Annotated in this window: 14 protein-coding genes; 8 read left to right on the forward strand and 6 right to left on the reverse strand. The window is 55.6% G+C overall.

Features of this window, described 5'->3' with window-relative positions; genetic code table 11:
• Positions 1-12 precede the first annotated feature (12 nt).
• The 3 genes from prs to lolB form a co-directional block, all read right to left on the reverse strand.
• Positions 13-960 (reverse strand): ribose-phosphate diphosphokinase, encoded by a 948-nt coding sequence (gene prs, locus INT84_RS10435; RefSeq protein ID WP_003856663.1) that lies wholly within the window; start codon positions 958-960, stop codon positions 13-15.
• Positions 961-1,086: 126 nt separating this feature from the next.
• On the reverse strand, positions 1,087-1,956 hold the full coding sequence (gene ispE / locus INT84_RS10440; protein ID WP_194206726.1) for a 4-(cytidine 5'-diphospho)-2-C-methyl-D-erythritol kinase: 870 nt from the start codon (positions 1,954-1,956) through the stop codon (positions 1,087-1,089).
• On the reverse strand, positions 1,953-2,570 hold the full coding sequence (lolB, locus tag INT84_RS10445; protein ID WP_194206727.1) for a lipoprotein insertase outer membrane protein LolB: 618 nt from the start codon (positions 2,568-2,570) through the stop codon (positions 1,953-1,955). Before lolB ends, ispE begins: the two co-directional genes overlap by 4 nt.
• A 195-nt stretch (positions 2,571-2,765) precedes the next feature.
• Here lolB and hemA point away from each other — a divergent pair, with 195 nt between their 5' ends.
• Genes hemA through kdsA form a run of 6 tightly spaced genes read left to right on the forward strand, consistent with a single transcriptional unit; the run spans position 2,766 to position 8,060 of the window.
• A complete protein-coding gene (gene hemA, locus INT84_RS10450) occupies positions 2,766-4,022 on the forward strand; it encodes a glutamyl-tRNA reductase (protein WP_194206728.1) in 1,257 nt (418 codons plus the stop codon).
• 35 nt (positions 4,023-4,057) lie between these two features.
• Positions 4,058-5,140 (forward strand): peptide chain release factor 1, encoded by a 1,083-nt coding sequence (prfA, locus tag INT84_RS10455; RefSeq protein ID WP_176917872.1) that lies wholly within the window; start codon positions 4,058-4,060, stop codon positions 5,138-5,140.
• Complete coding sequence (prmC, locus tag INT84_RS10460) at positions 5,140-5,967, forward strand: peptide chain release factor N(5)-glutamine methyltransferase (RefSeq protein ID WP_194206854.1); 828 nt, start codon at positions 5,140-5,142, stop codon at positions 5,965-5,967. The genes prfA and prmC overlap by 1 nt, the downstream gene beginning before the upstream one ends.
• Positions 5,964-6,356 carry an invasion regulator SirB2 gene (gene sirB2 / locus INT84_RS10465; RefSeq protein ID WP_194206729.1) on the forward strand — a complete coding sequence of 131 codons (393 nt, stop codon included), beginning with the start codon at positions 5,964-5,966 and terminating at the stop codon, positions 6,354-6,356. Before prmC ends, sirB2 begins: the two co-directional genes overlap by 4 nt.
• A 3-nt stretch (positions 6,357-6,359) precedes the next feature.
• Positions 6,360-7,166 carry an invasion regulator SirB1 gene (gene sirB1, locus INT84_RS10470; protein WP_194206730.1) on the forward strand — a complete coding sequence of 269 codons (807 nt, stop codon included), beginning with the start codon at positions 6,360-6,362 and terminating at the stop codon, positions 7,164-7,166.
• A gap of 39 nt (positions 7,167-7,205) precedes the next feature.
• Positions 7,206-8,060: a 3-deoxy-8-phosphooctulonate synthase gene (gene kdsA, locus INT84_RS10475; protein ID WP_176917875.1), complete on the forward strand. Its 855-nt coding sequence runs from the start codon at positions 7,206-7,208 to the stop codon at positions 8,058-8,060.
• A gap of 143 nt (positions 8,061-8,203) precedes the next feature.
• On the opposite strand, the gene chaA is transcribed toward kdsA, so the two are convergent.
• Positions 8,204-9,304, reverse strand: a complete 1,101-nt coding sequence (gene chaA, locus INT84_RS10480; protein ID WP_194206731.1) for a sodium-potassium/proton antiporter ChaA — start codon at positions 9,302-9,304, stop codon at positions 8,204-8,206.
• 263 nt (positions 9,305-9,567) lie between these two features.
• Between chaA and chaB the strand changes: the two genes are divergently transcribed.
• Together chaB and INT84_RS10490 are read left to right on the forward strand one after the other, a co-directional pair.
• Entirely contained in the window at positions 9,568-9,798 is a 231-nt protein-coding gene (gene chaB, locus INT84_RS10485) for a putative cation transport regulator ChaB (RefSeq protein WP_194206732.1), read from the forward strand.
• Between the two features lie 162 nt (positions 9,799-9,960).
• Positions 9,961-10,641 (forward strand): gamma-glutamylcyclotransferase, encoded by a 681-nt coding sequence (locus INT84_RS10490; RefSeq protein WP_194206733.1) that lies wholly within the window; start codon positions 9,961-9,963, stop codon positions 10,639-10,641.
• Between the two features lie 35 nt (positions 10,642-10,676).
• Here the strand turns inward: INT84_RS10490 and INT84_RS10495 are convergent, their stop codons facing one another.
• Together INT84_RS10495 and INT84_RS10500 are read right to left on the reverse strand one after the other, a co-directional pair.
• Positions 10,677-10,922, reverse strand: a complete 246-nt coding sequence (locus INT84_RS10495; RefSeq protein WP_176917879.1) for a DUF1883 domain-containing protein — start codon at positions 10,920-10,922, stop codon at positions 10,677-10,679.
• 212 nt (positions 10,923-11,134) lie between these two features.
• The gene (locus tag INT84_RS10500) at positions 11,135-12,919 is read right to left on the reverse strand and encodes a methyl-accepting chemotaxis protein (RefSeq protein ID WP_194206734.1); all 1,785 of its coding nucleotides are present in this window, start codon (positions 12,917-12,919) and stop codon (positions 11,135-11,137) included.
• Between the last annotated feature and the right edge of the window lie 85 nt (positions 12,920-13,004).

Genomic DNA, 13,004 nt, shown 5'->3' on the forward strand with positions numbered 1-13,004 from the left:
ATACTGGCCCGATTAATGCTCGAACATAGCAGAAATGGATTCTTCGTTGCTGATACGACGAATCGCTTCCGCCAGCATGCCTGACAGCGTCAGGGTACGCACGTTCGGTAAGGCTTTGATTTCATCAGATAGCGGAATAGTGTCACAAACCACAACTTCGTCAATCACGGAGTTGCGCAGGTTGTTAACGGCGTTACCAGAGAAAATCGGGTGGGTGGCGTAGGCAAACACACGTTTTGCGCCACGCTCTTTCAGGGCTTCAGCCGCTTTACACAGCGTACCGCCGGTGTCGATCATATCGTCAACCAGCACGCAGTCGCGACCCGCCACGTCACCGATGATGTGCATCACCTGGGAAACGTTAGCGCGCGGACGGCGTTTGTCGATGATCGCCATGTCGGTATCGTTGAGCAGTTTGGCAATCGCACGTGCGCGAACCACGCCGCCGATATCCGGAGAAACCACAATCGGGTTGTCCAGATTCAGTTGCAGCATATCTTCGAGCAGGATCGGGCTACCAAATACGTTATCAACCGGTACGTCGAAGAAGCCCTGGATCTGTTCAGCATGCAGGTCAACGGTCAGTACGCGGTCAACGCCAACGCTTGACAGGAAGTCAGCGACGACTTTCGCGGTAATGGGTACACGAGCAGAACGTACGCGACGGTCCTGGCGGGCATAACCAAAGTAGGGAATGACGGCTGTGATGCGGCCTGCTGAAGCGCGACGCAGGGCATCGACCATAACAACCAGTTCCATCAGATTGTCATTGGTGGGAGCACAAGTGGACTGGATGATGAAAATATCACCACCGCGTACATTTTCGTTGATTTGTACGCTGACTTCACCGTCGCTAAAGCGACCAACAGCGGCATCGCCGAGAGAAGTGTACAGGCGGTTGGCAATACGTTGTGCTAGTTCCGGGGTAGCGTTACCAGCAAAAAGCTTCATATCAGGCACGAGAAGAACCTCAGGCATGCGTCCAGTGGTGGATGAAATGTGCCAAAAACTGTGCGGGCCAGGTACGATTTCATCCAGGCGGTGTATTAAAGAGCGCGATGCAACGTCTGAAACAGGGTGACGTTGTCACCGAAACTCAGTGTGCTCCGAAAGGGCTTGCTGTAGCAGTGAGTGGTTCATACCACGTGCTACAAAGCCTTGCAGCCATTCCGGGGCTTGCTCTAGCACCTGACGAGCAGCAGCTTCGGTCTCGAATTCAGCAAAGACACAGGCTCCTGTGCCAGTCAGGCGCGACGGCGCGTATTCTAACAGCCAGGAAAGCGCCGCATCAACCTCATGAAAACGTTTTCTTGCGATAACCTCGCAATCATTGCTGAATTCACATTTTAATAACGTGTCAATTGACCTTTCTGGCGTATTACGTGGCAGGTCCGGGTCCTTAAAAATCACCGGCGTCGGGATGCTTACGCCCGGGTGCGCGACCAGATACCATTTTTCCGCCACCGACACCGGCGTCAGAATCTCGCCGACACCTTCGGCAAACGCCGCGTGTCCGCGCACAAATACCGGCACATCCGCGCCCAGAGTTATTCCCAGCGTCGCCAGCTCATCTACCGATAGACCACACTGCCACAGCGCGTTGAGCGCCACCAGCACCGTGGCGGCATTAGACGATCCGCCACCGAGACCGCCGCCCATCGGCAGGCGTTTCTCAATGCTGATATCGGCACCGCTACCGCCCGGCAGACGGTGGCTCTCTCTCGCGACCTGCATCAGCAGGCGCGCGGCGCGCAGGATCAGGTTCTGTTCATCCGGCACGCCGCTCATTGGCGTCAGCAGACGGATTTGCCCGTCCTGACGCGGGTGAAAGGTGAGCGTATCGCCGTAGTCGAGAAACTGAAACAGCGTTTGCAGGGTGTGGTAACCGTCCGCCCGCTGTCCGGTAATGTACAAAAACAGATTCAGTTTGGCGGGCGAGGGCAAGCGTAGCGTCATTTAACGATCCAGTTGTCCATTTTCAGCTTAATGCGCTGCGTGCCCTGGGTCAGTTCCATACTGGACGGCAGTGCAGGCTGGGTTTTACTGTCGTAGCCGCTGTAAACCACTTTCCAGGTCTTACCGTTCTGGGCGTAGTTCAGCTCGCTTAAGCGGTATTGACTGTCGAGTTTATAATCCGTCGCATCGCCCGGCAGGCCAAGGATCCACTGACGCAGGCTGTTAAGCGGAATCGGCATGCCGGTCAGTTTGCCGATCATCTCTTCCGCATCGTCAGCGTTATAATGCTGGCCTTTATTGTCGACCAGCTCAACAGAACCCGGTTTGGCATTCAGTTCAAGCTCGGTACTGCCTAACGGGTTGGTTAACAGCAGGCGATAGTTGTCCTGGCCGGTTTGCTGCCAGAAGAAGCGGGCATACACTTTTTGCTGTTCGGAAATATAGGCAAACGCACCGCGGGTCTGGTATTGATTCAGTTGACGGATTTCCTGCTGGTGCTGACGCCACTGTGGCGCATCAGGGCTGGCACCCGGACCTTTTGGTGGGTGAGTCATACAGGCGCTCAGAACCAGCGCGGTCAGCGGTAGCAGGCGAAGTAAACGGCTTTTAATCATCCTAAATCCTTGATGTGCGTTGCGGAGTTAACGCTTAATGCTAGCGTTACAGTAAGATACCGTCTACGTTCACGTTATCTTAAATCGCATTATCACCAATTACTCCGAAAGGATAGCGTCTCTTTTATTGACCTCGCGCATCCTGTATGATGCGCTCAGACTAACCTTATCAACGCTGGTACTACTCCCGCATCCATGACCCTTTTAGCGCTTGGCATCAATCACAAAACCGCTCCTGTCGCACTACGCGAACGCGTGGCGTTTGCGCCGGATACGCTCGATCAGGCGCTCGAAAGCCTGCTGGCGCAGCCAATGGTGCAGGGTGGGGTGGTGCTGTCGACATGCAACCGGACCGAGCTTTATCTCAGCGTTGAGGAGCAGGGCGATTTGCGCGAGGCGCTGATCCGCTGGTTGAGTGATTATCACAATCTCAACGAAGAGGATCTGCGCAACAGCCTCTACTGGCATCAGGATAACGACGCGGTCAGCCATCTGATGCGCGTTGCCAGCGGTCTGGATTCGCTGGTGCTGGGCGAGCCGCAAATCCTCGGCCAGGTGAAAAAAGCCTTTGCCGATTCCGAGCGCGGACACCTTAACGTCAGCGAACTGGAGCGCATGTTCCAGAAGTCGTTCTCGGTCGCCAAACGCGTGCGCACCGAAACCGACATCGGGGCCAGCGCGGTATCGGTGGCGTTTGCCGCCTGTACTCTGGCGCGGCAGATTTTCGAATCCCTCTCCACGGTGACGGTGATGCTGGTCGGCGCGGGTGAAACCATCGAACTGGTGGCCCGTCATCTGCGCGAGCATCGCGTGAGCAAGATGATTATCGCCAATCGTACCCGTGAACGCGCCCAGGCGCTGGCGGAAGAGGTCGGCGCGGAAGTAATTGCTTTAAGCGATGTTGATGCACGCTTACAGGATGCCGATATTATTATCAGCTCCACCGCCAGTCCGCTGCCGATTATCGGCAAAGGGATGGTTGAGCGCGCACTGAAAGCACGGCGCAATCAACCGATGCTGCTGGTGGATATCGCCGTGCCGCGCGACGTCGAGCCGGAAGTGGGCAAATTGTCTAACGCCTATTTGTACAGCGTTGACGATCTGCAAAATATTATTCAGCACAACCTGGCGCAGCGTAAGGCGGCGGCAGTGCAGGCTGAGACTATCGTGGAGCAGGAAGCCAGTGAGTTTATGGCGTGGCTGCGTGCGCAAAGCGCCAGCATCACTATCCGCGAGTACCGCAGCCAGGCCGAATCAGCGCGTGATGAACTGACGGCCAAAGCGCTGGCGTCTCTGCAACAGGGAGGCGATCCGCAGGCTATTATGCAGGATCTGGCGCGCAAATTGACCAATCGCCTGATCCACGCACCAACCAAATCTCTTCAGCAGGCTGCCCGTGACGGGGACGAAGAACGCCTGCATATTTTGCGCGACAGCCTCGGGCTGGAGTAGCACAACCATTCTTATAACAGGGTGCATTAACGCCTATGAAGCCTTCTATCGTTGCTAAACTGGAAGCTCTGCACGAGCGCCATGAAGAAGTTCAGGCGCTGCTGGGCGATGCGGGAACCATCGCTGACCAGGAGCGGTTCCGGGCGCTGTCGCGCGAATACGCGCAGCTTAGCGATGTTTCACGCTGCTTTACTGACTGGCAACAGGTTCAGGAAGATATTGAAACCGCGCAGCTGATGCTCGACGATCCTGAAATGCGCGACATGGCGCAGGAAGAGATGCGCGATGCGAAAGAGAAAAGTGAGCAGCTTGAGCAGCAGTTACAGCTGTTGTTACTGCCAAAAGATCCCGATGACGAACGCAACGCGTTTGTTGAAGTCCGCGCGGGAACGGGCGGTGACGAAGCCGCGCTGTTTGCCGGCGATCTGTTCCGTATGTACAGCCGCTACGCCGAGTCCCGCCGCTGGCGCGTGGAGATCATGAGCGCCAGCGAAGGCGAGCACGGCGGCTATAAAGAGGTCATTGCTAAAGTCAGCGGCGACGGCGTTTATGGTCGCCTGAAATTTGAGTCCGGCGGACATCGCGTCCAGCGCGTACCCACAACGGAATCTCAGGGGCGCATCCATACCTCTGCCTGTACCGTTGCGGTGATGCCGGAACTGCCGGAAGCCGAAATGCCGGATATCAACCCGGCGGATCTGCGTATTGATACCTTCCGTTCCTCCGGGGCGGGTGGCCAGCACGTTAACACCACCGATTCCGCGATTCGTATTACCCACCTGCCGACCGGGATTGTGGTGGAGTGTCAGGACGAGCGCTCTCAGCATAAAAACAAAGCCAAAGCGATGTCGGTGCTCGGCGCGCGTATCCGCGCGGCGGAAACGGCCCGGCGTCAGCAGGCAGAAGCCTCTACCCGACGCAATCTGCTGGGCAGCGGCGATCGCAGCGATCGTAACCGGACCTACAATTTCCCGCAGGGCCGTGTGACGGATCACCGCATCAACCTGACGCTTTACCGTCTGGATGAAGCGATGGAAGGGAAGCTGGATATGCTGATCGAACCTATCGTGCAGGAATTCCAGGCCGATCAACTGGCGGCGCTGGCCGATCAGGAATGATGGATTTTCAGCAGTGGCTGGATCGGGCCATTGGCCGTTTACGCGCCAGCGAAAGTCCCCGCCGTGACGCGGAGATTTTGCTGGGCTACGTCACGGGCAGGGCGCGAACCTATATTCTCGCCTTTGCCGAGACCACGCTGACATCTACCGAGCAGGAACAACTGGAGACGTTGCTGGTCCGCCGCGAGCGCGGTGAGCCAATCGCGCACCTCACCGGGCAGCGTGAATTCTGGTCGCTACCGCTGTTTGTCTCGCCAGTGACGCTGATCCCGCGCCCGGATACAGAATGTCTGGTGGAACAGGCGCTGGCGCGTCTGCCCGCTGAACCATGCCGGATACTGGATCTCGGCACGGGTACTGGCGCGATCGCGTTAGCGCTGGCGACGGAGCGCCCGGACTGCCAGGTGACGGCGGTGGATTTCCTCCCCGACGCAGTAGCGCTGGCGACACGCAACGCGCAGCATCTTGATATTCGTAACGTCACCATCCTGCGCAGCGACTGGTTTAGCGCGCTGGCAGGCCAGCGTTTCACTGTTATCGTCAGCAATCCGCCCTACATTGATGAAACCGATCCTCATCTGGATCAGGGTGACGTGCGGTTTGAGCCGAAAAGCGCGCTGGTGGCGGGTGAAAACGGGCTGGCCGATCTCGCGCATATCATTACTACCGCGCGCGATTACCTGCTGCCCGGTGGCTACGTACTGCTTGAACATGGCTGGCAACAGGCCGCGGCGGTGCGTGAGTTATTCACGGCGATGGGCTATCAACAGGTAGAAACCTGTCAGGATTATGGCGGCAATGAGCGCCTGACGCTGGGACAGCTATGACGCTCTTCCTGCTGGTGTTTTATACGCACATCGTCGCGGTTACGCTGTCGATTAGCCTGTTTGTACTGCGCTACTGGTGGCGTTACACCGCAAATACCCTTGCTGCAAAGCGCTGGGTTCGGGTGGTGCCGCATATTGTTGATACCGTATTGTTGTTAAGCGGCGTCGGGCTTATTGCTATAACGCACTATCTGCCCTTCACCGCGCACGGCGCGTGGCTGACTGAAAAGCTATTTGGCGTTATTATTTACATCGTTTTGGGTTTTGTTGCGCTCGACCGTCGTTGTCCGCGCAGCCAGCAAACGGGCTTTATCGCGTTTATGCTGGGGCTGGTGGTGCTTTACATCATCATTAAACTCGCCACCACAAAAATACCGTTATTGGGGTAAGTTATGAGGTCGTTGGCCGATTTCGAATTTAACAAAGCATCGCTGGGCGAGGGCGTGATCCGCATTTCAGAGATCGTGCGCGCCGATTTTCCAACGCAGGCCGTTTATCACGAACTGGAAAATCTGGTCAGTCTCGCGCAGGAAGAGATCAGCACGGCCTGGAGTGAAGAACGGCAGCTTGAAAAGCTGCTGGAGCTATTTTTTGACGAGTGGGGATTTGGTGCCTGTCGTGGTGTCTATCGCCTCTCTGATGCGCTGTGGCTGGACCAGGTGCTGCAAAAGCGTCAGGGCAGCGCAGTCTCTCTTGGGGCGATCCTGCTGTGGATTGCCCAGCAACTCTCGCTGCCACTGGCTCCGGTGATTTTCCCGACTCAACTGATATTGCGCGCTGAAACGTCTGAAGAGTTATGGCTGATTAACCCTTTCAACGGCGATACGCTCGACGAGCATACGCTGGAAGTGTGGCTGAAAGGCAATATTAGCCCGATTGCAGAACTTTTTAACGAAGATCTGGACGAAGCAGATAACGCGGAAGTCGTGCATAAAATGCTGGACACCCTGAAAGCCGCGCTGATGGAAGAGGGGCAGATGGAGATGGCGCTGCGGGCCAGCGAAGCGCTGCTGGCGTTCAACCCGGAAGACCCGTATGAAATCCGCGACCGGGGATTGATCTACGCGCAGCTTGAATGCGATCACATTGCATTGACGGATTTAAACTATTTCGTCGAGCAGTGTCCGGAAGATCCGATCAGTGAGATGATCCGCGCACAAATTAACGCGATTTCGCATAAACACATTACGTTGCATTAATCTGGAATGAATCCGATTTAACCCTGATAAGGCGATCCTATGAAACAAAAAGTGGTTAGCATTGGCGATATCAACGTCGCAAACGACCTGCCGTTCGTGCTGTTTGGCGGGATGAACGTCCTTGAGTCGCGCGATCTGGCGATGCGCATCTGTGAACACTACGTGACCGTGACGCAGAAACTGGGCATCCCTTACGTGTTCAAAGCCTCTTTTGATAAAGCCAACCGTTCCTCTATTAATTCTTACCGTGGTCCGGGCCTGGAAGAAGGCATGAAGATTTTTCAGGAACTGAAGCAGACCTTCGGCGTGAAAATCATTACTGACGTACACGAAGCCAGCCAGGCGCAGCCGGTTGCTGATGTGGTTGACGTGATCCAGTTGCCTGCGTTCCTTGCTCGCCAGACCGATCTGGTGGAAGCGATGGCGAAAACAGGCGCGGTGATCAACGTGAAAAAACCGCAGTTCGTCAGCCCGGGTCAGATGGGTAATATCGTCGATAAATTTATTGAAGGCGGTAACGATCAGGTGATCCTCTGTGACCGCGGGGCGAACTTCGGTTACGACAACCTCGTTGTGGATATGCTCGGCTTCGGCGTTATGAAGAACGTGTCTAACAACTCACCGGTGATTTTCGACGTGACCCATGCGTTGCAGTGTCGTGACCCGTTTGGCGCGGCTTCTGGTGGTCGACGTGCGCAGGTGGCTGAACTGGCCCGCGCCGGGATGGCGGTCGGTCTGGCCGGTCTGTTTATCGAAGCGCACCCGGATCCAGCCAATGCGAAATGCGACGGCCCGTCCGCGCTGCCGCTGGATAAGCTGGAGCCGTTCCTCAAGCAAATGAAAGCGATTGACGATTTGGTGAAAGGTTTTGACGAGCTGGATACCAGCAAGTAAACCGCACCTGAGTAAAAAACCCGCTGCGGCGGGTTTTTTATTGGCATGAGCAAAAAGATGCCTGGCGTTTGACGGGTAATGGGGTGGGTATTGAGGATCGGGTAGGCCGGGTAAGCGAAGCGCCACCCGGCATCACGCCACACTCAGGCAAAGATCGTCATCAAATAGGCAATAAATAACGCCAGATGCGCCGCGCCGTTCAGGACATTGGTACGCCCGGTGGAGAAGGAGAGCTGGCATAGCATCAGGGAGGCGATCATAACAACCATTTCCGGCGCGCCCAGCGCAAAGACCAGCGTATTGCCCGTCAGGAAGGCGATCAGCGTTACCACCGGTACGGTCAGGGATATCGTCGCCAGCACCGAGCCGAAGAAAAGGTTCATCGCACGCTGTACCTGGTTATTCAGCACCGCTTTCATCGCCCCAAGCCCTTCCGGCGACAGGATCAACAGCGCGACCAGAAAGCCGGTAAAGGCCACCGGCGCATTAAGCTCGGTCAACAGCGCCTCCAGCGGATGCGCGTTCATTTTGGTCACGGCAATCACCGCAATCAGATGCACGATCAGCCAAATGGTATGCCACAGGCTACTGTGCGCAGACGGTTTGCCGTGATGCGGGTCGTCGTCGTCACCCTCATCTTCGTGTTCATAAACAAACAAGCTCTGGTGCGTTTTAGTCTGAATCAACAGAAATACGCCGTACATGGCGGCGGAAATCAGCGCCACCAGCAGCGCCTGCGCGGTTGTAAAATTGCCGCCGGGTAGCGCCATCGGAAATACCAGCACAATAATCGCCAGCGGAAACAGGGCGATCAGATACTGTTTTATACCGAACAGATTGACATATTGGGTGGCAAATTTACGTCCGCCGAGCAGAAGCGCAACTCCAACCAGCCCGCCGGTTACAATCATAATGATGGAATAAAGCGTATCACGCATGAGCGTCGGCGCGGCGTCGCCGGTAGCCATTAATGCAGAAATAAGGCTGACTTCAAGAATAACGACTGAAAGGCTTAAAATAAGTGAGCCAAAAGGTTCACCCAGGCGGTGAGCAAGGACGTCTGCATGTCGAACAACGCTAAACGCGCTGGCCAGAATACCGACTAGTGCCAGCGCATTAATACCGATAACCGCTGGCAGTGACTGACTGTTTCCCCATAACAGCAGCACTGCCAGGGCAAGCACCGGGAAAATAAGCGAGGTCTCCTTGTGGCGGGTTTTAACCGCCTCTGCGTTGTGAGGCATAAACCATCTCCATATATGTATGTGTTGTAATTATAGATAACCGAAAGCCATAACGTAGCAGAATACGGGTGTTTTTGAGTGATTTTTTACTTTTATTTACTACTGAAGCAAAAAACGGTTTGAAGGGCTTTATTTCTATCTTTATAGAATATTCATTCGAGATTACAACGCATTATGCTTACCTCATTATCACTTTCCTCTCTCACTGGCAGGCAGAGCATTCCTGAACCAGGCTTATTGTTTACCGTTAAGAGGAGAAGAGTATGCCGTACAAAAACAAAAGCGATCTGCCCGATAACGTAACCAACGTACTGCCGGCCCACGCGCAGGAGATCTACAAAGAGGCTTTTAATAGCGCCTGGGATCAGTATAAAGATAAAGAAGACCGTCGGGGAGATGCCAGCCGGGAAGAGACCGCCCATCGGGTCGCCTGGGCGGCGGTGAAAAATGATTATGAAAAAGGAGATGATGATAAGTGGCATAAGAAAAAATAGCCGCTGACCTCCGCCACGGGTGATTTTCCTGCGCTGTCAGAGTGAGACGGTTGCATCCGGCCTGTATTTTGCATATCGTGAGGACAGGCTGAGTAATAAATCATCAGCGTAAGGATGACCGAATGTGGCAGGATGCCGTAGTCGTGGTGGAGGTAGAATAACGTGTTAACCCGTGATTTCCTGCTGAACGCAGATTGTAAAACGGCATTTGGCGTGATTGAGGAATCGCTGTTGTGGAGTGCGGAACAGCGGGCATCGTCGCTGGCGGCGACGCTGGCCTGTCGGCCCGACGATGGCCCGGTATGGATTTTCGGCTACGGTTCGCTGATGTGGAACCCTGCGCTGGAATTTACCGAGTCAGCGACCGCCACCCTGCCGGGATGGCATCGCGCCTTTTGCCTGCGCTTAACCGCAGGACGCGGTACCGCCTGCCAGCCGGGTCGCATGCTTGCACTGAAAGAGGGCGGGCGCACCACCGGGGTCGCTTACCGTCTGCGTGATGACGTTCTTGAAGAAGAACTCACCCTGTTGTGGAAGCGGGAGATGATTACCGGCTGTTATATGCCCACCTGGTGCCAGCTTGCGCTGGACGATGGCCGTACGGTCAACGCGCTGGTGTTTATTATGGACCCGCGTCACCCGCTTTATGAATCCGATACCCGCGCGCAGACCATTGCGCCACTGATTGCGGCAGCCAGCGGCCCGCTGGGTACCAACGCCCAGTATCTTTTTTCACTGGAAGAAGAACTGGTCAAATTAGGCATGCACGATGATTGCCTGAATGAGCTGGTGGGGAAGGTGCGTACGCTGCTGGGTGGTACGAGGCTGTCGGGGCTGGCCTGAGAATGATGCCCGGTAAGCGCTACCGGGCACAGATATCATGCGGCGACGTAACTGATAGAGTGTTCCAGCGACTGACTGTGGCTATCGATCAGGACGTTCCAGGTTCCGCTGTACGGTACAGTCAGATAAGCGTTCTCGCGATCCTGCACGCTAAGAATATCGGATTGCAGATCCTGAGTGCGCTCTTTGGCACTCATTAAATGAATATGACAACGTTCGGAACAACGAACGACCACCGTGTCTCCACCAAACAATCTCAAACTTGCTTTCACCAGTGCCATTTTATACCCCATCAAAAGTATCAACGCTTTCCCTGTCGGAAAATCCTGTCTGTGATGTTGTTCACAATTCACTCTCTGCATAACACCAAATGGGGAGGCGACAAATGCTGATTTTGATCAAAAAAAAGCACAAAGCTTAAACAAAAATGACAAAATGCCTGAAACGTTTCCGCTGGCGCGCAAATAACCGAAAATTGCGCGCCAGCGTAATATTAAATGCGGAAATGGCCCGCCGTTTCAGCAAGGTCGCCCGCCTGGCCCTGTAACGCTCCGGCTGCGGCAGCGGATTCCACCACCAGTTCTGCATTCTGCTGTACCATGCGGTCGAGATCGTTTACGGCATGGTTTATCTCGCGGATCCCACGCATCTGCTCGCTGCTGGCGATGCTGATTTCACGCATAATGCCCGATACGCTACCGATGCTGGCGACGATGTCCTGCATACTTTCGCCCGCCAGCCGGACATAGCGTGAGCCGGTGGCAACGCTGTTGGTGGTGGCATCAATAAGCGATTTGATCTCCTTCGCCGCCTGTGCGCTGCGGCTGGCAAGATTACGCACTTCGCCTGCCACCACGGCAAAGCCGCGTCCCTGTTCTCCCGCCCGCGCCGCTTCCACTGACGCATTCAGCGCCAGAATATTGGTCTGGAAGGCTATGCCATCAATCACGCTGGTGATGTCGCCGATTTTGGTCGACGCGCTTTCAATGGATTGCATCGTCTCAATGGCGTGAGATACCACCTCGCCACCGTGCGACGCGGCCTGGCTGGCTTTTTTCGCCTGCTCGTTGGCATCGGCAGCGGATTCGGTGGACTGGGTAACCGAAGCAGTGATCTGCTCAATGGCGCTGGCGGTTTCACGCAGGCTGGAGGACGCTTGCTCGGTGCGGGTCGACAGATCCTGATTACCGGCGGCGATTTCGCGCGCGGCGGTCTGGACCGAGGCGCTGGCATCGCGCAGTTGCACCATCACCACCGCAAGTTTATCGCTGAAGGCGTTAAAGGCATGGGCAATTTGCGCGATTTCATCGTGACCCTTTTCCGGCAGGCGCTGCGATAAATCGTTGGTGCCATTGCTGATAGCGAGCATCGCATCGCGGATGGTCAGCAGCCGTTTCAGGAGTGCCGCAACAATAGCATGCACCACCGCGCCGCCCAGCAGCACCAGGATGATTAACGACAACGCCGAGGCTTTCAGCAGCGAAACCATTCCGGCGGTGGCATCTTTACGATCGAGGGCGATGACTAACCGCCAGTGGGTACCCTCAACCGGGGTGGCCGACAATATTTTGTCCGCACCGCCAAGCTGCCCCTCCACGGTTTTGCCAGCCGCGAGTGCGGCAACGTCCGCACCGCTCACCATTTCGCTAAACGGCTTTAAGGTCAGTTTCGGATCGCTGGCCGCAATAATGGTGCCGTCGCTGTCGAGCAGAAGCCCGCTGCTGGCGGGGGTAGGATGGATTTCCCGCACATTGGCGACCACGTTATCCATCGAGACATCCCCGGCGACAACCGCTTTCAGTTCACCGTTTTCCGTAACCGGAACGGCGAATGTCACTACCAGCTTACCGGTTCCGGCATCGACGTAGGGTGCCGTGACAACAGGAGCGTTATCCTTTGCCGCCTGCTGATACCACGGGCGGATCGTCGGATCGTAATCCGCAGGAATGCCATTAGCATCGGAGAATTTTGCCGTATGGCTGGCGTAGCCGACATAAACGTTAATAAATCCGCCCGCGCGGGCGATCTGCGCCAGCACCGGGATCGGGTCGGCAGACAGGGCCGCCGATTGCAGGGAGGCGATCATCGCCAGTTTACTGCTGGCCCAGTCCGCAATCGCCATGCCGTGACTGGCCTGCGCGCTGGTGATGATCTCCTGCTGCGAACGCTGATTATTATGCCGTGTGACCTGGTAATTAATCACGGTGTTAAGAAGAAGGGCAATGGCTAAACAGGCGGCCGTTGCGGCAATGATGCGAGTGCGAATGGACCTGAACATAGTAATTTTACCTGCGGTGTTGTTTCGAAATTTATCGGCAACACGGCAGGTAAACTTGATGCTCTTATTTAAGCCATAAGAAAAA

It is taken from the genome of Superficieibacter sp. 1612_C1, from assembly GCF_015234305.1.
Taxonomy (GTDB): Bacteria; Pseudomonadota; Gammaproteobacteria; order Enterobacterales; family Enterobacteriaceae; genus Superficieibacter.

Bases quoted from the DNA above. Each gene is read 5' to 3' on its own strand.
- lolB (WP_194206727.1), bottom strand. From the start codon at position 2,570: ATGATTAAAAGCCGTTTACTTCGCCTGCTACCGCTGACCGCGCTGGTT.
- ispE (WP_194206726.1), bottom strand. From the start codon at position 1,956: ATGACGCTACGCTTGCCCTCGCCCGCCAAACTGAATCTGTTTTTGTAC.
- chaA (WP_194206731.1), bottom strand. From the start codon at position 9,304: ATGCCTCACAACGCAGAGGCGGTTAAAACCCGCCACAAGGAGACCTCG.
- sirB2 (WP_194206729.1), top strand. From the start codon at position 5,964: ATGACGCTCTTCCTGCTGGTGTTTTATACGCACATCGTCGCGGTTACG.
- kdsA (WP_176917875.1), top strand. From the start codon at position 7,206: ATGAAACAAAAAGTGGTTAGCATTGGCGATATCAACGTCGCAAACGAC.
- prmC (WP_194206854.1), top strand. From the start codon at position 5,140: ATGGATTTTCAGCAGTGGCTGGATCGGGCCATTGGCCGTTTACGCGCC.
- hemA (WP_194206728.1), top strand. From the start codon at position 2,766: ATGACCCTTTTAGCGCTTGGCATCAATCACAAAACCGCTCCTGTCGCA.
- chaB (WP_194206732.1), top strand. From the start codon at position 9,568: ATGCCGTACAAAAACAAAAGCGATCTGCCCGATAACGTAACCAACGTA.
- sirB1 (WP_194206730.1), top strand. From the start codon at position 6,360: ATGAGGTCGTTGGCCGATTTCGAATTTAACAAAGCATCGCTGGGCGAG.
- INT84_RS10495 (WP_176917879.1), bottom strand. From the start codon at position 10,922: ATGGCACTGGTGAAAGCAAGTTTGAGATTGTTTGGTGGAGACACGGTG.
- INT84_RS10500 (WP_194206734.1), bottom strand. From the start codon at position 12,919: ATGTTCAGGTCCATTCGCACTCGCATCATTGCCGCAACGGCCGCCTGT.
- prfA (WP_176917872.1), top strand. From the start codon at position 4,058: ATGAAGCCTTCTATCGTTGCTAAACTGGAAGCTCTGCACGAGCGCCAT.